The 18665-nt window shown below is 68.6% G+C and carries 20 protein-coding genes; 6 read left to right on the top strand and 14 right to left on the bottom strand.

What is annotated here, in order from left to right; translation table 11 throughout:
- A partial coding sequence (locus tag ACTIMF_RS05660; RefSeq protein WP_442349297.1) for an SRPBCC family protein occupies nucleotides 1-410 on the top strand: 410 nt, incomplete at its 5' end.
- Between the two features lie 49 nt (nucleotides 411-459).
- Here ACTIMF_RS05660 and ACTIMF_RS05655 read toward each other — a convergent pair.
- From ACTIMF_RS05655 to ACTIMF_RS05645, 3 genes are all read right to left on the bottom strand, one after another.
- Complete coding sequence (locus ACTIMF_RS05655; protein WP_442349296.1) at nucleotides 460-1395, bottom strand: hypothetical protein; 936 nt, start codon at nucleotides 1393-1395, stop codon at nucleotides 460-462.
- Nucleotides 1396-1509: 114 nt separating this feature from the next.
- Nucleotides 1510-2919, bottom strand: a complete 1410-nt coding sequence (locus ACTIMF_RS05650) for an MFS transporter (protein WP_442349295.1) — start codon at nucleotides 2917-2919, stop codon at nucleotides 1510-1512.
- A 9-nt stretch (nucleotides 2920-2928) separates the two neighbouring features.
- Nucleotides 2929-4332, bottom strand: coding sequence for an NAD(P)H-quinone dehydrogenase (locus ACTIMF_RS05645; RefSeq protein WP_442349294.1), 1404 nt, complete (start codon nucleotides 4330-4332; stop codon nucleotides 2929-2931).
- A 98-nt stretch (nucleotides 4333-4430) separates the two neighbouring features.
- On the opposite strand from ACTIMF_RS05645, the gene ACTIMF_RS05640 reads away from it, so the two are divergent.
- Nucleotides 4431-4919 (top strand): gamma-glutamylcyclotransferase, encoded by a 489-nt coding sequence (locus tag ACTIMF_RS05640; protein WP_442349293.1) that lies wholly within the window; start codon nucleotides 4431-4433, stop codon nucleotides 4917-4919.
- A gap of 21 nt (nucleotides 4920-4940) precedes the next feature.
- Here ACTIMF_RS05640 and ACTIMF_RS05635 read toward each other — a convergent pair whose 3' ends face one another.
- The gene (locus ACTIMF_RS05635; RefSeq protein WP_442349292.1) at nucleotides 4941-6104 is read right to left on the bottom strand and encodes an amidohydrolase; all 1164 of its coding nucleotides are present in this window, start codon (nucleotides 6102-6104) and stop codon (nucleotides 4941-4943) included.
- Nucleotides 6104-6799 (bottom strand): enoyl-CoA hydratase/isomerase family protein, encoded by a 696-nt coding sequence (locus ACTIMF_RS05630; RefSeq protein ID WP_442349291.1) that lies wholly within the window; start codon nucleotides 6797-6799, stop codon nucleotides 6104-6106. The genes ACTIMF_RS05635 and ACTIMF_RS05630 overlap by 1 nt, the downstream gene beginning before the upstream one ends.
- Before the next feature lie 29 nt (nucleotides 6800-6828).
- Here ACTIMF_RS05630 and ACTIMF_RS05625 point away from each other — a divergent pair, with 29 nt between their 5' ends.
- Genes ACTIMF_RS05625 through ACTIMF_RS05615 form a run of 3 tightly spaced genes read left to right on the top strand, consistent with a single transcriptional unit; the run spans nucleotide 6829 to nucleotide 9817 of the window.
- Complete coding sequence (locus ACTIMF_RS05625) at nucleotides 6829-7644, top strand: purine-nucleoside phosphorylase (protein WP_442349290.1); 816 nt, start codon at nucleotides 6829-6831, stop codon at nucleotides 7642-7644.
- Nucleotides 7644-9209 carry a phospho-sugar mutase gene (locus ACTIMF_RS05620; protein ID WP_442349289.1) on the top strand — a complete coding sequence of 522 codons (1566 nt, stop codon included), beginning with the start codon at nucleotides 7644-7646 and terminating at the stop codon, nucleotides 9207-9209. Before ACTIMF_RS05625 ends, ACTIMF_RS05620 begins: the two co-directional genes overlap by 1 nt.
- Complete coding sequence (locus tag ACTIMF_RS05615; protein ID WP_442349288.1) at nucleotides 9206-9817, top strand: hypothetical protein; 612 nt, start codon at nucleotides 9206-9208, stop codon at nucleotides 9815-9817. Before ACTIMF_RS05620 ends, ACTIMF_RS05615 begins: the two co-directional genes overlap by 4 nt.
- Here the strand turns inward: ACTIMF_RS05615 and ACTIMF_RS05610 are convergent.
- The 8 genes from ACTIMF_RS05610 to ACTIMF_RS05575 all read right to left on the bottom strand — a co-directional run bounded on the left by ACTIMF_RS05610 (nucleotide 9799) and on the right by ACTIMF_RS05575 (nucleotide 16000).
- Entirely contained in the window at nucleotides 9799-10446 is a 648-nt protein-coding gene (locus ACTIMF_RS05610) for a YoaK family protein (RefSeq protein ID WP_442349287.1), read from the bottom strand. The genes ACTIMF_RS05615 and ACTIMF_RS05610 overlap by 19 nt on opposite strands.
- A gap of 4 nt (nucleotides 10447-10450) precedes the next feature.
- A complete protein-coding gene (gene upp, locus ACTIMF_RS05605) occupies nucleotides 10451-11092 on the bottom strand; it encodes a uracil phosphoribosyltransferase (protein ID WP_442349286.1) in 642 nt (213 codons plus the stop codon).
- A 55-nt stretch (nucleotides 11093-11147) separates the two neighbouring features.
- Nucleotides 11148-12089, bottom strand: coding sequence for a C40 family peptidase (locus ACTIMF_RS05600; RefSeq protein WP_442349285.1), 942 nt, complete (start codon nucleotides 12087-12089; stop codon nucleotides 11148-11150).
- Complete coding sequence (locus ACTIMF_RS05595) at nucleotides 12086-12385, bottom strand: type VII secretion target (RefSeq protein WP_442349284.1); 300 nt, start codon at nucleotides 12383-12385, stop codon at nucleotides 12086-12088. The genes ACTIMF_RS05600 and ACTIMF_RS05595 overlap by 4 nt, the downstream gene beginning before the upstream one ends.
- A gap of 75 nt (nucleotides 12386-12460) precedes the next feature.
- A complete protein-coding gene (locus ACTIMF_RS05590; RefSeq protein ID WP_442349283.1) occupies nucleotides 12461-14200 on the bottom strand; it encodes a cytochrome c biogenesis protein DipZ in 1740 nt (579 codons plus the stop codon).
- 94 nt (nucleotides 14201-14294) lie between these two features.
- A complete protein-coding gene (locus ACTIMF_RS05585; RefSeq protein WP_442349282.1) occupies nucleotides 14295-15014 on the bottom strand; it encodes an anti-sigma factor domain-containing protein in 720 nt (239 codons plus the stop codon).
- A 3-nt stretch (nucleotides 15015-15017) separates the two neighbouring features.
- Nucleotides 15018-15584, bottom strand: a complete 567-nt coding sequence (locus ACTIMF_RS05580; protein WP_442349281.1) for a sigma-70 family RNA polymerase sigma factor — start codon at nucleotides 15582-15584, stop codon at nucleotides 15018-15020.
- Between the two features lie 122 nt (nucleotides 15585-15706).
- A complete protein-coding gene (locus ACTIMF_RS05575) occupies nucleotides 15707-16000 on the bottom strand; it encodes a hypothetical protein (protein ID WP_442349280.1) in 294 nt (97 codons plus the stop codon).
- A 163-nt stretch (nucleotides 16001-16163) separates the two neighbouring features.
- Between ACTIMF_RS05575 and ACTIMF_RS05570 the strand changes: the two genes are divergently transcribed.
- Entirely contained in the window at nucleotides 16164-17438 is a 1275-nt protein-coding gene (locus ACTIMF_RS05570; RefSeq protein ID WP_442349279.1) for a primosomal protein, read from the top strand.
- Between the two features lie 23 nt (nucleotides 17439-17461).
- Here ACTIMF_RS05570 and ACTIMF_RS05565 read toward each other — a convergent pair whose 3' ends face one another.
- On the bottom strand, nucleotides 17462-18544 hold the full coding sequence (locus ACTIMF_RS05565) for an adenosine deaminase (protein ID WP_442349278.1): 1083 nt from the start codon (nucleotides 18542-18544) through the stop codon (nucleotides 17462-17464).
- Between the last annotated feature and the right edge of the window lie 121 nt (nucleotides 18545-18665).

Here is an 18665-nt window from a genome sequence, read left to right as displayed (position 1 = left end):
AGCGTGTGTGGCAGGTCTACGCCGATCCCCGCCAGCTGGAGAAGATCTGGGGACCGCCGACCTACCCGGCGACGTTCGTCGAACACGACTTTCGCCCGGGCGGCCGCGCGAAGTACTACATGACCTCGCCCGAGGGCGACAAGTTCGGCGGTTGGTGGGAGTTCACCGCCGTCGACCCCACGTCGTCGTTCTCCTTCCGCGACGGCTTCGCCGACTCCGACCTCAATCCAGACGACTCGATGCCGGTCGGCGAGAACCATTACGCGTTCTCCCCCGCCGACGGCGGCACCCGCGCTGTCTTCACTGCGACGTTCGCCAGCGCAGAGGACCTCCAGAAGGTCCTGGACATGGGCGTCGTCGAGGGCTCGTCGGCCGCGATCAACCAGATCGACGACCTGCTCGCCGCGTAACGGCGTCTAACCCTCTCGTCGGTGTCAGTGGGTGACATCGATGGGAGGGTTAGGCACATCTCGGCCAGGACGTGAACTCGCCCTGCCACCCGCGGTGGTAGAGGGCCTTCGCCACCTTGCGCGCAGTGACACATCCTCGGCTGAAGACTTGTCCTGCACCGAGGCGCAGAGTGAGTCGGCCGGCGCAGACGGCCGCGTCCAGATCGCGTTCGAGGTCTCGGTCTCGGGCCTGCGCGGAGTCGTGGAATCGCCAACCGTCGAGTTCGACGATGAGATCGTAGTCCGGGTAGTCGAGGTCGCGCAGGCCTTTCCGTCCGACCGTCGTCGGGGCCTGTCGGATCGGCTTCGGCAGCCCGTGGGGCCGTTCGACGTTGGTGAGGTAGCCGTGTTCGAGAACTGAGCATGTGCCGTCACGGATGTCGACCAGGACGTCGTGCAACAGCTTGCGCCACCGGATCCGGGTCCGCTCGGACAACGCGTCGAGCAGTCGGTCCGCCGTGGTGACACGCGCGTTCACGGCCTTCGTGAGCGCGTCGATCGCATCGGTCTGAGTCGCGGCGGCAGACGCCACGTCGAGGACCGCCTCGACGACGCGCAGGCGCGGTGGTCCAAGATTCCACAGGACTGACGCATCGAGACCGGCCCGCCGATGTGTCACGACCCCGCGGCGCCGCTTCACGGTCCGGTTCTGGTCGATGACGATATGGATCACCGGGCCGGGATCGGGCAGTACGCAGGTGTAACCGAGCGCGGCCGGATACGCGTCGAGCACCGCCGCCCACGCGCGTTGTTGCCATGTCAACTCTCCGGTGTGGTCGACGTATATCCCCGGGTAGACCACGGTCCATTCACGCCGTCGGATCAACCGTCGGATGTCGCCGGGATCCAGACCGCAGTCGAGCACCTGTCGGCGCGCGACGACTCCGTCCTGTGCCGCGAGCAGACTCGCGACATCGACCAACGAACCCCGGTGTGTCCCCGTCATAGCGACAGCATGACGAGTCGGGTCGCCGAGGAAAAGGCGATCTCAGCGCCCTGTGGATAACTGTGGAGTCCCTAACCCTCTCGTCGATGTCACCCACTGACACCGACGGGAGGGTTAGAGGTCGACGCTGCGTTCTGCGGTCGCGCCGGCCCGCCAGGATCGCGCTGCCGCGAACTCGAGGAATGCGACGACAACGCCGACCGACGCCAGCAGCGCGAAGCCGAAGGTCAGGACGCGAGCCGAGCCGACGACGTCGGGGCCGCCCAACGAGACGAGGACGCCGGCGATGGCGGAGCCGAAGGCGTTCGCGATGAGCTGGCTGGTGTTGAGGCCGGCGGACGCCTGCGCGGCTTCGGCGTCGTCGGTGCTCACACGCATTCCGGCGGTGAACCAATGCGAGATCGCCATCCCGATTCCGGTTCCGGCGAACAGCAGCGTCGCATACCAGCCGACGATCACCCAGACCGACGGATCGTCCACCTGCAACAGGCCGTACGCGGCCAGCCCGGCGCCCAGAACGAGTGGTCCGGCGACGCGGACGGCGCGGCGCATCTTGTCGCTCTCCGCACCGCTGCTCGACAAAGTGCCGACCGTCCAACCCCACGAGATCGCGGCGCCGAGCAGCCCGGCGGCCAACGGGCCGAGACCGCCGATCCGCTGACCGAACAGCGGGATGAACATCTCGATCGTCGACACCATCGCGAGCACGATGATGCCGAGATAGATCCAGCGCAGAGGCGACCGGCCGCGATAGGTCATCTCCGGAAGCACCCGATTCGACGCACTCCGTTCGTACAGGACGAACATCGCGCCCGCGACGAGTGCGATCACCAGGAGGATCCAGGTGGCGGCCCCGTCGACGATCGAGGCTATCGACACCGCCGCTGCCGCGCCGGTCAACAACACGAGCGAACCCCACGGGACCCCGTCCGACGACGCCTCGCCCGACCCGGCGGGCAACGCCCGGAACGTGAGCGCGATCAGCGCGACGGCGATCACCGCGAGCAGGGCAAACGCACCCCGCCAGGCACCGATCTGCGCGAAGAAGCCGCCGACGATCGGACCGACCACGTTCCCGACGCCCCACATCGCCGACATCAACGCGATCGATCGTTGCCACAGTCGTGCCGGGAGCACCGTGCGCACCACGGCGAAGCCGAGGCCGACGAGCAGTCCACCCGCGAACCCCTGCACCGCGCGGCCGACGAGCATCACGACCATCGTCGGCGAGAGGCCTGCGATCACGGTGCCCACGGCGAAGCCCGCGAATCCGCAGACGTACGCCCATCTCGCACCGGATCGAGACAGTACGCGACTCACCAGCATCGACGAGATGACGGACGCGACGAGGAACACCGTCATCGTCCACGAGTAGAGCTGCTCGCCGCCGATGTCGGCGACGGCGTTCGGGAGCAGACTCGTCGTCAGATAGACGTTGATCGCATACAGGGCGACGCCGCCGGCGAGCACGACGACCGAAGCCCGGTGCTCACGTGCCGCCAGCTCGGACCAGGAAGAAGCCAATGTCGCTCGTCAGTCCAGATCGTCGTGTCGGACCAGTTGCCGAGCCGCCTCGGCGATCGACCCGGACAGCGACGGGTACACCGAGAAGGTGTTCGCCACCTCGGACACCTGAAGCTTGTTCTCCACGGCGAGCGCGATCGGCAGAATCAACTCCGACGCATTCGGCGCGACGACGACCCCGCCGATCACCACACCCGTCGCAGGACGGCAGAAGATCTTGATGAAGCCGCGTCGCAGACCGCTCATCTTGGCTCGCGGGTTCGTCTTGAGCGGAAGCATCACGGTGCGCGCCGGGTACTCGCCCGCGTCGATCGCCTGCTGTGACACGCCGACGTTCGCGATCTCCGGCCGCGTGAAGATGGCCGACGCGACCGTCTTGAGCCGCAGCGGGCTCACCCCCTCGCCGAGCGAGTGATACATCGCGATGCGCCCCTGCATGGCGGCGACCGATGCCAGCGGGAGCAGTCCCGTGCAGTCGCCTGCCGCGTACACGCCGGGAATCGACGTGCGGCTCACCCGGTCGACGGTGATGTAGCCGCCTCGATCGACGGCGACGCCGGCCTCGTCGAGGTTCAGGCCGTCGGTGTTCGGCACCGAGCCGACCGTCATCAGCACATGCGATCCGGTCACCTTGGTGCCGTCGGCGAGGTGGACGGTCGCCGAATCGTCGTCGCGCGTCACCTGGTCGGCCCGCGCGTGCTTGATGAGCGTGACACCGCGCTCGGCGAACGCGTCCTCCAGCACGAGTGCGGCATCCTCGTCCTCATGCGGCAGAACGCGGTCACGGCTAGACACGAGCGTCACGTCGACGCCCAACTCGGTGTAGGCGTGCGCGAACTCGGCACCGGTCACACCCGAGCCGACGATGATCAGGTGGTCCGGCAGCACTTCGAGGTCGTACAACTGACGCCAGTTGAGGATGCGTTCACCGTCGGGCACCGCGGTCGGCAGCACACGCGGCGATGCACCGGTCGAGATGAGGACGACGTCGGCGTCGTACGTCTGCTCAGTGCCGTCGGTCAGCGTGGCAACGACAGTGTGCGCGCCGACCCCGGGCTGCGTCTTGGCGAGGTAGGCACGACCGGCGACGATCTTGACGCCCTCGCTGGTCAGCCGTGCGCGGATGTCCGCCGACTGCGCGAAGGCGAGGTCCTTCACGCGCTGATGGATGCGCGGCAGGTCGATAGCGGACGCATCGACCTGGACATGGACGCCGAGATCACGGGCGCGACGCACGTCGGTGCGGATGCCGGTCGACGCGATGAACGTCTTCGACGGCACGCAGTCCCACAGGACACACGCGCCGCCAGGGCCGTCGGAGTCGATCATCGTGATGTCGGCACCATACGCAGCTCCCGCCAGAGCCGCCTCGTACCCCGCGGGGCCTCCGCCGATGATCACGATTCTGGACACAGTGGCACTCTCCTGTAACTGGTTTCGACGGGGCTGGCCATACAAACTTAGCCGGGTCACGGCTGCATCGCATTGCGCGAGCGCATAGGCTTGGCCCCGTGCCGATCTACGCCGCCTACGCCTCAAACATGGATCCCGCGCAAATGCTGCAGCGGGCACCGCACTCCCCCATGTCGTCGACCGGTTGGCTCAAGGGCTGGCGATTGACCTTCGCGGGCGACGACATCGGGTGGGAGGGCTCGCTCGCGACCGTCACCGAAGACCGCGACGACGCCGACGCCTGCGTCTTCGTCGTCCTCTACGACGTCCCCGCCGAAGACGAGAAGAACCTCGATCAGTGGGAGGGCACCGAACTCGGCGTCCACCGCAAGGTCCGGGCCCGCGTCGACACCGATGACGGCCCGGTCCTCGCCTGGCTGTACGTGATCGACGGCTACGAAGGCGGCCTCCCGTCCGCCCGCTACCTTGGCGTGATGGCCGACGCCGCAGAGATCGCCGGGGCGCCGGCCGACTACGTCGAACGACTCCGGCTGCACGAGGCCCGCAACGTCGGCCCCGGGCCGGACGCGCCGCTCGACGACGACTGACCCACTCCCCGAGCAGGCAGCTCAGGCGCCGAGCGCGACCCCGGCCATGACTGCGATGCCGATTCCGATCGCCCGCTCGTCGATGTCGAAGTTCGGCTGGTGCAGATCGCACATCGGTCCGGTTCCGCTCCACACGCCCAGGCGCGCCATCGCGCCGGGGACACGTTCGAGATACCAGGCGAAGTCCTCACCGCCCGCCGACTGCGGGGTGTCGACGTCCGCGCCGGGACCGAGTGCCTCGACGCTGCGCCGCAGCAGTGCGACGCTGTCGACCTCGTTGACCACGGGCGGCACTCCGCGGAAGTAGGTGATGTCGCAGGCGACGCCCAGCGGCGCGGCCAGCTCACCGATCACGCTGCGCACCAACGGTTCCAGCTTCTGCCAGGTGGCGTGGTCACCGGTGCGCACGGTACCGCGCATCCGTCCCTCCTGCGGGATCGCGTTCGGCGCATTGCCCGAGTGGACAGCACCCCACGTGACGACCGTGCCCGAGCGGGGATCGATGCGCCGCGACAGAATGCCCGGCAGTCCGGTGATGATCGCGCCCATCGCATACACCAGATCGTTGGTCAGGTGCGGCCGGGAGCTGTGACCGCCCGGTCCGTGCAGATGGACTTCGACGCGGTCCGCCGCCGATGTCAACGGACCCGCTCGCAGGCCGACGCAGCCGACTTCGATGTGCGGATCGCAGTGGAGCGCGAAGATCCGACTCAGCCCGTCGGTGACACCCGCGTCGAGTGCGTCGAGGGCGCCACCGGGCATCACCTCTTCGGCGGCCTGGAACAGCAGTCGGACACCGAACGGCAGCCCGCCGTCGCGGTCGACCTCGGCGAGCAGCAGTCCGACACCAAGCAGGATCGCCGAGTGCGCGTCGTGTCCGCACGAATGCGAGACGCCCTCGTTGCGCGACGCGAACGGCAGCCCGGTCTGCTCAGGTATGGGCAGACCGTCGAGGTCGGCGCGCAGGCCGATGCGCGGCTTGTCGATCGGGCCGAGATCGCAGACGACGCCCGTACCCTTGGGCAGCACGCGAGGCGACAGCCCGGCCTCGGTGAGGATGCGGACGACGGTCGCCGTCGTCTTCGTCTCCTGCATCGACAGTTCCGGCGACGCATGGAGTTCGCGGCGCCACCCGATCACTCGCTCGAGGTTGGCGTCCAACCAGTCGGAGATGACGGGAAGCATCAGAGGAGACTCGCCGGGGTCGGCGTGTTCAAGTCCTCCAGCAGAGCCTGGCGCAGTCCGCGCTTGATCACCGCCTGGTTGTCGCCGACGAGCGGGGTGCGCTCACGGGCCACCGCACGCGCCCGTTCCACGAGTGCGTCGGCAGCGACGGATTCTTCGACGATGCCCGCGGTCACCGCGTCGTCGCCGCCGTACCGTCGGCTCGTCAGCATGGCCTCGGTCGCAGCCGCATCGGGCATGCGCGTCCGTACGAGCGCAGCCATACCGCGGGTGAACGGCATGTTCAGGGACGCTTCGGGCAGCGAGAAGAAGCCGCGGTCCGCGCGCATGATCCGGTAGTCGGCACACAGCGCCAACATGGCGCCCGCACCGAACGCGTGTCCGTTGATCGCGACGATCACCGGCGCCGGAACGGTCAGGAACTTCGCGTACAACTGGTGCACGGTATCCAGGTACGACGGCAGCTTGTCTGCGTTGGCGAACACGAAGTCAGTGTCGAGACCGTTGGTGAAGAACTTGCCGGTCGACGATACGATCAGCGGCTTGCTGGCGGCGATCGCCTCGTCGACGAGCGCGGTGACCTGGTCGATCCACTCCGTCTGGAAACGGTTCTCCGGGTTCGCCTCGTCCAGTTCGGAGCCCTGCGCCCCCAAGTAGAGTTCGGCGGCGTCATCGGTCACGTTCAAGTACGGCATAGCTGAAAACCTTATCTTAGGGTTGACACATGGATCCCACCCTCGACCCCGAAGCCGCTGCAGCGGCGGCCGCCGACACCATCGCCACCGAGACCGCTTGCCCCCGTCACGATGTGTGCATCGTGCTCGGATCGGGGTGGGCGCCCGCTTCGGCCGCGATCGGCGCACCGTCCGCCGAGATCAGCATGCTCGATGTGCCCGGCTTCACGCCACCGTCCGCACAGGGGCACGCGGGCACCATCGCATCGATCGACGTCGCCGGGGTACGCGTGCTGGTGATGCTCGGACGTATCCACGCCTACGAAGGCCACGACCTGGCCCGCGTCGTGCACCCGATCCGCACCGCCGCTGCGACCGGCGCGCACACCGTGGTGGTGACCAACGCGGCCGGCGGCATCGCACCGGGCATGTCCGTCGGACAGCCGGTCCTCATCGCCGACCAGATCAACCTGACCGGGCGCTCGCCGCTGGCAGGCGCGCACTTCGTGAACATGGTCGACGCGTACTCGCCCGCTCTACGCGACGCCGCTCGGCGTATCGACCCGAGCTTGACCGAGGGCGTCTACGCCGGGCTGCCCGGACCCCAATACGAGACGCCCGCCGAGATCGCGATGCTGGCCACCATGGGCGCCGACCTCGTCGGCATGTCGACGGTCCACGAGACGATCGCCGCGCGGGCCGCAGGCCTGGACGTCCTCGGCCTGTCCCTCGTCACCAATCTCGCAGCCGGCATCACCGGTGAAGCGCTCGACCACACCGAGGTCCTCGCCGTCGGACGCGACTCGGCCGCTCGGATGGGTCGACTCCTCGCGTCGGTGGTCCGCGAGATCGGCGGCCGACCCTGATGCTCGAGTTCGGCACCGCCGGGCTGCGCGGCCCGGTCCAGGACGGCCCGGACGGGATGAACGTGGCGACCGTGACACGGGCGAGCGCGGGGCTGGCCGCCTGGCTGACAGCGAACGGTCGTGCGGGCGGGACCGTCGTCGTGGGGCGCGATGCGCGCCACGGCTCTGAGGAGTTCGTCGCCGCGACCCGAGAAGTGTTAGCCGCCAGTGGATTCGACGTCGTCGCACTCCCCGACCCAGGTCCGACTCCGCTCGTCGCATTCGCGTGCCGTGCCCTCGATGCCGTCGCGGGCGTCATGGTTACGGCCTCGCACAATCCGCCGACCGACAACGGCTACAAGGTGTACCTCGAGGGCGGAGTCCAACTCGTCGAACCCGCCGACCGCGAGATCGAACAGGCGATCCGCAGCGTCGGCGACGACGCTGCGCGTACCCCGGTCGGGCCCGACGCCCGCGCCCACCGCATCCGAGACGACTACCTCGCGAGGCTCCGCGGCCGGTTTCCGGCGACCGATGGCGCCGACATCCGCATCACGGTGACCGCGATGCACGGTGTCGGCGGGAGCCTCGTCGTCGAGGCGCTGCGGCAGGCCGGATTCGACGATGTGCACCCGGTGCCCGAACAGTTCGCACCCGACCCCGACTTCCCCACCGTCGCATTTCCCAATCCCGAGGAGCCCGGAGCTGCCGACCACCTCCTGGAGACCGCTGCCCGCGTCGACGCCGACCTGGCGATCGCCCTGGACCCGGACGCCGACCGCTGCGCCGTCGGCGTCCCCGACGGTGCCCGCTGGCGGATGCTGACCGGCGACGAGACCGGCGCGCTCCTCGGTGCCGCGATCCTCGACGACGTCCTGCAGCGCGGCGGGCCCGCTCCCGTCGTCGCGAGCTCGATCGTCTCCGGCAGTCTGATGCACGACGACGCGATGGCCCGCGGCGCCGACGCACGCCGCACCCTGACCGGATTCAAATGGCTTGTCCGAGCGGGCGAACCGCTCGTCTACGCCTACGAAGAGGCCATCGGCCACTGCGTCGACCCGGACGCCGTCCGCGACAAGGACGGCATCAGCGCCGCCGTCGCCTGCGCGCGGATCGCACAGGACTGGGCCGACCGCGGCGGTCTGGCAGGCGCCCTCGACCAGATCGCCCAACGATGCGGCGTCTACGTCACCGCGCAGCGGTCCGTCCGCTTCAACGACCCCGCACAGATCGCGTCGTTCATGGCGAGGCTGCGCGCCGATCCACCGAGGGTCCTCATCGGATTCGGTGTGACCGCCGACGACTACGCGGTCCGCGACGACGGTCCGCGCACCGACGGAGTCGAGTTGGCCGGGTCTCGACGCATGGGCACAGACCGACAGTTCGGCACAGACGAGGGGACCGAGACCCTCCGCGTCTTCGTCCGACCGAGCGGGACGGAGCCGAAAGTGAAGATCTACGGACAAATGACGAGGCCGTACCCGGGCACTAGTGTTGATCGCGTACGCGCCGACGCGTCGGGGGAACTCCAGCGAGCGCTGGACGATGTCGCCACCGTCGAACTCAGGGAGGACCCCAGCCGATGACCTACCCGGTGCCGCCGCAGGGCCCGAAACGCTCGCCATGGGCCTCGCCCGCTGTACTCGTCGCGATCGTCGTCGGCGTCCTCGTGCTGATCGGCGGTGTCGCAGGCGCATTCGTCTACGCGAACTCGCACTCCGACGAGACCGACGCCGCTGCGCCCGCGAGCCAGTCCGAGAGCGCATCGGCGGGTCCGTCGCAGTCGACGGTCACGGTCACCGCGTCGCAGTCTCAGGATCAGCCGCCCGAGCAGACCACCGAACCGGAGCCCGCGCCCCCATCGCATTCGTCGCCGTCGGTCTCCGGCGCGAACTGGCAGGGCTTCGTCGGATCGGCGGCCCAGTGCAACGCCGACGACGCAGCGGTCTTCATCGGCTACACCGACCGGTCCCAGGTCGTCGTCTGCCAGGTCGGCTCGCAGGAGGGGCGCAACTACTACAAGGGGGCTGCTGACGGCGGTTCCGTCGAGATCGACTACCCGACCCGCTCGGGAAACATGTTCACCGCCGTCAACGACGGCACCACGTATCAGATCAGCACATCGTCGCTGGTCATCACCGAACCCGACGGGACCCCGCACGTCGAGTCGATGATTCAGTCGTGGATTCGCTGACGTCGATGTCGCCACACGACTGCGGTGGTCCCGACCATCACCGCGACCACCGGCCACAACGCGCCGTATCCCCACGCGGAGTATGCCCACGCGCCGAGCAGTGAACCGACGGCCAACGCAGCCCACAGGCTGAGGTAACGGATCCACAGCCAGCGCGGCCCGCCCATCAACGCCATCCCGAGCCGTTGCGCCGCCTTCACCAGGGTCCCGGTCATGTAGGTGACGCCGATCGCCACCTCCCCGTCGCGTAGGAACGTCGCATTCATGACGCCCATCGCGACCGCCACGATGAGGATCGGCGGGAACGGCACAGCCGACCACAGATCGAGAACGGCCGCGAGCGCAATGAGCAATGTCGACGCAGCGAGGACGGTGACCCGCCCATCGCGATAGTGCGCGAGGATCGACCCGCCTACTGCGCCGACGAAGAACAGGCCGACGAGCCCGACCGCATGCCAGGCGACACCCCACCCGACGTCGACGACCTCGGCCGACATCCGTGTCGTGTTGCCGCTCATGAACGACACGAAGTATCCGCCGAGATCCAGGAAGCCGATCGCGTCGAGACCGCCTGCGACGGCCGCGAGGATTACCGCGAGCATCCACTCGCGACGTCGTACGTTCTGCATCCGGCTACCGCGGCCCGAACTGCCGGTCGCCCGCGTCGCCGAGCCCCGGGACGATGAACGACGCGTCGTCGAGCCCGTCGTCGACGGCGCCGATCACCACCCGTACCCGGTGGTCGCTGGCCTCGAGCGCGGCGAGTCCTTCGGGCGCACCGACGACGCACACCGCGGTCAGATCGCGGGCACCGCGCTCGGCGAGCAGATCGAGGGTGTGGATCAGCGACCCGCCGGTGGCGAGCATGGGGTCGAGGACGTAGACCGACTGCGCGGACAGGTCTTCGGGCAGCGACGCGAGGTATTCGTACGGCAGGGCCGTCGCCTCGTCGCGGGCGACGCCGACGAACCCGATGCGCGCATCGGGCACTACGCCCAGCGCTGCCTCGAGCATGCCGAGTCCGGCGCGCAGCACCGGGACGAACACCGGCGGCTCCGCAATCCGCGTGCCCGGTGCGACACCGACCGGCGTGGTCACATCGACATCGTAGACGCGCACGTCGCGCAGCGCCTCGTAGACGAGCATCGACGCGAGTCGCGACAGCGCACTGCGGAACGCCGAATTATCGGTCCGCGTATCCCGCAGGATGGTCAGCCAGGTTCGCGTCACCGGGTGGTCGACGACGCGGACGTCGAATGTGGAGTCGGTCGTCATGGGGAGAAGTGTAAGGCCGAGCGCCGCCGCGGGGCGCATGCCTCAACGACGCGGGTCAGGTGCGGGGCCGGTAGAAGCCCTCGAACGACTGCCCGGCGTTGCTGGTGTACAGCGGAGTGATACCGACCGGGTCGCCTCCCGTTTCGACGTATTGACCGTTGCCGACATACATCGCCACATGTCCGGACCAGACCGCGAGATCGCCCGGCATCAAATCGGACTGGGACACCGCGTATCCCGCGGTGTCCTGATCCTGCGCGAGACGCGGGAGGTCGACACCTGCCTGCTGGTACGCCCACTGCGTGAATCCGCTGCAGTCGAAGCCGTCGGTGCTCGTCCCGCCCCACACGTACGGGGTGCCCTGGACGCTGAGGGCGGCCCGGACAGCGGTCGCTGCGCGCTCGTTCGGCGCGTACACCGTCGACCCGTCGGGCAGCACGATCTTCGTGCCCTCCCCGCCGACAGCTGTCACCTGTGTCCCGACCCCGGGCACACCGGTCACTTCGGCCGGCGCGTTGTGTCGGCCGAGCGACGCGATGTCGGCATCGAGTTCGGTCTGCGCCGTCTGCACCACCTGCACCCCGCGCGCGATGTGATCGAGCGCGAGCGGGACCAGCGTCGCCAGGCCGGCAGGCGTCGCGATCGCGGGCACTGCCGACGCCGCGGACACGAACGAGTCGACGAGTGCATTGAGCGCGGTGTTCGCGGTCCGCACATGCCCTGCCGCCGATTCGATGGTCGTCGCGACGTCGACGCCTGCCCGCCCGACCGCCGAGTCGACGGACCCGAGGGTCTTCGCCGTCGACGACGCGGCGTCTCCCCCTGCCCCGTGCCATCCGGCGTCCACCGCGGCCACCGTGCGCGTCGACTCGTCGGCAGCCGCACCGAGCGTGGTCTGCGCCTGCCCGAGAGCCGTCGTCGCGCCCGGTGGAAGCACTCCGGTCCCCAGCACCGAGACGAGCATCTTCAGCGGGGCGATCAACAGCGCGGCGCTCATACCGCCACCGCCTGGGCTCCGTCCTCGTCACAGTCACAGTAGGTGCGCGACGCGTCGGCGGTCTTCGACGACGTCGTCGAGTGCGCTGTGCTCAACGTGTCGAGCGTGCGGGTGCGCTGCGCGCCGACCTCGGCGAGCGCGGCCAGGAAGCCCGCACCGATCAGCCCGAAGGTCGGAGCGAGCGCGCCTGTGTCGATGCGTTCGGCCCTCGACTGTGTCGCCACCTGGTCGGCGGCCCGCTGCTGAGTGCCCGCCGCCCGACCGACCGCTGCTGGTTCAACTGTGACTGTCTTCATACTCAGTCAGACGCAGCGGACGAGCATCCGGTTCCATCGGCGGCGGCGTGTCGCGGCGGGGATGCGACGCGCGGCTCACCCGAACGTGAACGTGTAGACGGCGACGCCCGCGGGGACGTCGAAGGTCAGGGTGCGGTCGCGGTCGCCACCGTCCGCCAGCCGGTACAGGCGAGGCACGCCCGACACGTCGACACTGCGATCAGGATGCCCGGCCTGGTGGACCACCACGCGGCCCGACCCGCCCAGTACGGCGTTGACGTCGTCCGCGGTGCTCGCCAGGCGTACCCGCGACCCCGAGCGCGCGATCACCGACTCGTCGCTCACCTCGAATCGCCCCGAGAGGCTGAACGTGTCGGCCGGCTGCGAGTCGCCGAACGTGAACTCTCGGGTGCCGACGGAGAGCTCACCTGGTCCCGCATACGACCCCGCGGACCGGCCGGGCGACAAGTACATCTCCGGCGACTGCGTGCCGCTCGGTGCGGCGTCCTCGTGGGTATCGACCGGCTCCGGCAGCCTCACGTTCGGGTTCGCATCCTTCAGGAGCGTCCGGATGCCGGCCTCCACCTCGTCGTACCGTCCTTCACCGAAGCTGGCGGCACGGATCCCCCCGCGCCCGTCGATCAGATATTTTGCCGGCCAGTAGCGGTTGGCGAAGGCATTCCAGATCGCATAGTCGTTGTCCTGTACCACCGGATAACCGATGTGCTCGTCGGCGATCGCCGCCGCCACGTTGCCGCCGTCCTTCTCGAACGCGAACTCGGGGGTGTGCACCCCGACCACGACGAGGCCGGCATCGCGGTAGGCGTCGTACCAGCGGCGCACGTGCGGACCGTCACGCAGGCAGTTGATGCACGAGTACGTCCAGAAGTCGACGAGGACCACCTTGTTCGCCAGGTCGGCACGGGTCAACGGCGCTCCGTCGGCGGTGTTGAACCAGGTCCCGCCGCCGTCGAATCCCGGTGACGTGCCGCAGTCGGCGAGACCGGAGCCCCGTCCGGCGCATGCCCCGGTGCCGTCGGTGTCGCACCCCAATGCGGTATCGACCGCGTCGGACTGCGACAGCGCGCGGTCGGCGGCCGCCGTGTACCCGGGCAGCGCGGCCTGCAGGCGTGCGGGCGCATCGAAGGCGAGCGCCACGGCCAGCACGATCAGGACGGTGCCTCCGACGGTCCGGAAGGTGCGCTGCCGACTGCGGTATGCAGCCAGGCGACGACCCAACCGCTCTCCCGCCGCCGCGAACACCGCGAGCGGCAGAGCTGCGCCGACAGCGAAGGCCACCGTCAGAACCACTGTGCGCCAACCGATCTGCCCCGTCGCACCGGCGACCGCTATCGCCGCCAGGACCGGCCCCGCGCACGGCACGTACAGCGTGCCGAGCCCGATGCCGAGAAGGTACGGTCCGCCCCTCTCCGACGGCTTCGTCCAGGCCGGGATCCGCGCGAACGGCCGCTCCAGCACGTGGGCGATAGGCGGGACGACGAGCCCGACTCCGATCGCCGTCAACAACACGATTCCCGTCCACCGCAGAAACGAATCGGGCAGACCGAGCGCACTCAGAAGTAGCGTCCCGAACAGCGAGATCACGCTGAAACTCGTCACAATGCCCGCGATGATCAGCGGGGTGCGCAGGCGAGGAGTCGACGCGGTCTTCGGGGGCGCAAGCGTGGCCGTCGTGCCCGTCTCGCTCGAGGTCGCGTCCTCCCCGCCGCGCGCCGACCCGCCCGTGACGAACACGATGGGCAACATCGGCAGCACGCACGGCGACACACCCGTCACCAGTCCGCCTGCCAGCCCGACCAGAACCACCGACAGCACGATGCCTCCTCCGCTCCGTGGGCACACGTCCTGCGTGCCCGTACATACGGAGATTCGACGCGGCGCGGCGCACGGATTGCTCGCGCGAGTCGATTCAGTCGACGGGGAACGACACCACCATGGACGACGTCGGCTCCGGCGACCCGTCCATCGGCTCCACCGACAACGCGACGTCCACCGGCGTGCCCATCTCGGTCATCAGCACCGACGACTTGTCACCTGCGGGAACCACCCCGGCGCTCTTGACCTGATCGTCCACCGTGATCCACACCTGGTAGCCCATGTTCGGGTCAACGGCGGGCAGTCGGTCCACGGACACGACCGTCGCCCGCATGGACGGCGAGTACATCGCGGCGACCGATCCGTCACCGACCGCACCGGTCGCCTTCCGCATGTCCGGGGCCGCCAGCACCGCGTTCGTAGTGTCCTCCCGGTGAACATCTTGCGAGCTCGAGGGCTGCGCAATCGCGGGTTGCGTGTCGTCCCGGTGGGACACCCACACGACGACGCTCACGCTGACGACGACGGCCACTGCCGCGGCGGCCACCACGGCCGCGAACGCTGCAGGCGACCACCTCCGGCCCTGCGGTTCGTCGTCGACCGCGCCGAGGACGCGACTGCGCAGATCGTCGCTGACGGGATCCTCCTCGGTCGACAACGACGCGGCGGTCTCGGTCAGCGCGTCCACCTCGGCGCGGCACTGCGCACATCGGTCGACGTGGCGCATCAGTCGTCGCGCTTCGACGTCGTCCACGGCTCCCAGCGCGAGGGCGCCAAGCAGGTCGACGGGATGGTCGTCGGGTTTCGATGCCATGTCTCACAGACCTCCCATGCAGGTGCGCAGCCGTTGCAGGCCGTCGCGGATCCTCGTCTTCACCGTTGCCGGGTTCACTGCGAGATCACCCGCGACCTCCCCGTACGTGCGGCCACGGAAATAGGCGAGGTCGATCGCTTCGCGTTGCTTGTTCGTCAGCCCGTCCAAGCAGCGTCGGATGCGACGCACCTCGTCGCGGTCGACCGCCGACTCGCTCACGCTGTCGTATCCGATCGGCCTGCGCGCCTCATACGCAACGTCGCGGCGGGCGGCGGCCGAGTCGTGACGCACCCTGTCCACCGCGCGACGATGTACGAGAGTCATCACCCAGGTCACCGCCGACCCACGCGAACGGTCGAACGTCGACGCCGTCCGCCACACCTGCAGCCAGGCGTCCTGCACCACCTCTTCGGCCAGGGGCGCACTGACCACGACGCGTCGCGCCAGGCCGAGGCAGCGCGACGCCAACAGGTCGAACAGTTCGGCGTACGACGCCTTGTCACCCGCTGCGACCCGTTCAAGCAGCTCGTCGGGTACCGCGCGTGTGCCGGTCTCGTCCACAGATCTCACATCCTTGATTCGATGCCGCGCCGCCGATGGATCGGTACGAGATCTGTACCCAATCCTGCGCCCGTCCGGCTCCGAACCACAGGTTAGAGGGCGCGGTCCGCGCGCCGTCACCCAACGAAAGGTCACCCCATGTCGACTACGAGTGCAATTGCGACCAAGGCACGGCGGCCGATGGCAGGCGGGCTACTCGCGGCGGCCGCGGCACTCGCGTTTCTCACCGCGTGCGGCGACAGCGACGACAGCGATGCGCCGATGTCGGGCGAGATGAGCCCGACGAGCGAGATGATGGCCCCGTCCGATTCGATGGCCCCCTCGGATTCGACGTCCCCCTCGGATTCGATGTCACCGTCCGATTCGATGTCACCGCAGATGTCGACGAGCCCGTCCATGATGCCGCCCATGGATGATTCGTCCATGTCACCTACACCGTCACCTGCGCCGATGTCCCCACAGGACGGCATGGGGAACTGATTTCGCCTGCTCCGATCCCCCGCCCCGACGCCCGATCTGCGCGTTGTCGGTGCCGTAGAGGCGGGGGCGGTGAGCAGGATCAACCGAACATGACTACGCTCTGTGGGCATGGCCGGAGACATCGTCCCCATTGAACTCGGACTCACCGAAGGCAACCTGTTCACTCTATGGGCCCCGCGTTGGCGCGAGGGCGACGACGAGTGGGAGGCCTTCCTTGGGCTCGACGAGGATCTGTACGTTCTCGACTCCGTTGCGGAGCTCGCCGCTTTCGTGCGCGCTGACGACGACAACGACCTCGCCGATCACCCGGCGTGGGACACCATCAGGAAGCTGCAGGCCGACGAGCTGGTCCCCGACGACCGTTACTCGTACGACCTGATCGGTGTGCCCGAGCTGGCAGCCGAGGATCCGAAGCCCGAGGTGGTCGCCGAACTCGAGGACGCTCTCGAGATCGTGCGGATCATCGGCGAGGTCTGTGACCTGACTCCGATCGTCAAGTTCTTCACCGGTAATCCGATTCTCGGCGCGGTGGCTGTCGGGACCAACAACTTCGCCGGCCGTGACGGCATCGACCAGTGGGTCCGCATCGGCCGCATCATCGCCAAGCACTGGGACGACGTGATCGACGCACTCGACGACGTCGTGTCCAAGCCGAAGGTCGACTCGAGTGCCGTCGAGGCGGCCGAGGTCGAGCTCGCTGCGGCCGCGTCGGCCGAGGACGAGGACGAGCCCGACGAGGACATCGATGAATTGGACGGCGACGAGGCCGCCGCCGACGACGCGGAGGACTCGGATGAGGACGACGACGACGCAGAGGACGACGTCGAGGAAGACGATTTCTGGGCCGCGGTCGGCATCGACCCGATCCGCATCTACACCGATGCGGGCGAGTTCCTGACGCTGCGCTGCTACCTCGGCGACGATCCGCTGTTCCTCGGCGCGAAGGGGCAGATCTTCGGCTTCGGCTCCGAGCGCGCACTGACCCGCTTCTTGGGAAGCAACTCCGACCACGACCTCGCCAAGCTGTCGACGTTCGCCGATGTGCGCAGCGCCGCCGAGACCGCCGAGATCGAGTACCAGGTGCTGCCGGAGAACGTGTACGCGCTGCAGGGCATCGACGAGGACATCCTCGACGGTCCGCGCCGCGTCGAATCGCGTCAGATGGACCTGGCTGTCGAGTTGCTGACCGATGCTGCCGACTACGCGGGCATCGAGTCGGTCAACGAGCAGTTGGCGTCGACCACCCCGCTCGGCTGGTTCGTCGACTACGCGATCAACCCGGATCCCAAGCGCCTTGCCCCCTCGGGCCCGTACGACAACGAAGCCGAGGAGTGGCGCGCGCTGGTCCACGACTTCGAGGAGCGACTCACCAAGCGCGGATAGCGGTTCGCCGCAGCCGCCGGTCGTTAGCCCATCAACACCCGGAAGCCGGGTTTGATGACGTCGTCGATCAGCGTCAGGCGCTCGCCGAACGGGATGAACGCAGATTTCATGGCGTTCACGGTGAAGCGTTCGAAATCGGCCCAGCCGTAACCGAACTGCTCGTGCAGTACCATGAACTCGCGACTCATGGTGGTGTCGCTCATCAGGCGGTTGTCGGTGTTGACGGTGACGCGGAAGCGGAGACGGGCCAGCTTGTCGAAGGGATGGTCGGCGATCGACGCGACGGCCCCGGTCTGCACATTGCTGCTCGGGCAGAGTTCGAGGGGAATCCGCTTGTCGCGCACGTAGTTCGCGACTCGGCCGAGCCTCGCACCGTCGAGGCCGTCGCTCAGGTCGATGTCGTCGGTGACGCGGACTCCGTGCCCGAGCCGGTCGGCGCCGCAGAAGGCGATCGCCTCGTGGATCGACGGCAGTCCGAACGCCTCGCCCGCGTGGATCGTGAAGTGGGCGCACTCGCCGCGCAGATACTCGAAGGCGTCCAGATGACGGCTCGGCGGGTTGCCCGCCTCGGCGCCTGCGATGTCGAAGCCGAGGACTCCACGATCGCGGAATCTGATCGCGAGTTCAGCGATCTCGCGTGACCGCGCCGCGTGCCGCATGGCGGTAACGAGGCAGCCGACGACGATCTCGCGCCCGTTTGCGTGTGCGGCCTCCCGGCCTGCATCGAAGCCAGCGAGGACGGCTTCGACGACCTCGTCGAGCGTCAGTCCGCCGTCGAGATGTTGTTCGGGCGCGAACCGGATCTCCGCATACACGACGCCGTCTGCGGCGAGATCCTCGACGCATTCGCGCGCTACCCGCGCCAGCGCGGGTGCGGTCTGCATGACCCCGACCGTGTGGGCGAAGGTCTCCAGGTACCTCTCCAGCGACCCGCTGTCGGCCGCGGTCCGAAACCAGTCGGCCAGGCCGGCGGCGTCGTCCGTCGGCAGCTTGTCGTATCCGGTCTCCCGCGCGAGTTCGAGGATCGTCGACGGCCGCAACCCCCCGTCGAGGTGGTCGTGCAGAAGTACCTTGGGCGCCAACCGGCATTCTTCGACGGTGATCATGGCTCGACCGTATCTGCCCGCGCCCGCATCCGCTGCCCGAGCGGCCTCCCGCCGGTCGAGCGAAGGCGAGACCCCCACACAAGCGATCTCGACTCCGCTCGATCAACGAGGGGGAAGCCCA

Origin of the sequence: Gordonia sp. (in: high G+C Gram-positive bacteria), from assembly GCF_052106715.1 — a bacterium.
Classification (GTDB): Bacteria; Actinomycetota; Actinomycetes; order Mycobacteriales; family Mycobacteriaceae; genus Gordonia.
The sequence above is the reverse complement of the archived record's forward strand: the minus strand, read 5'-3'. Positions and strand labels throughout refer to the sequence as shown.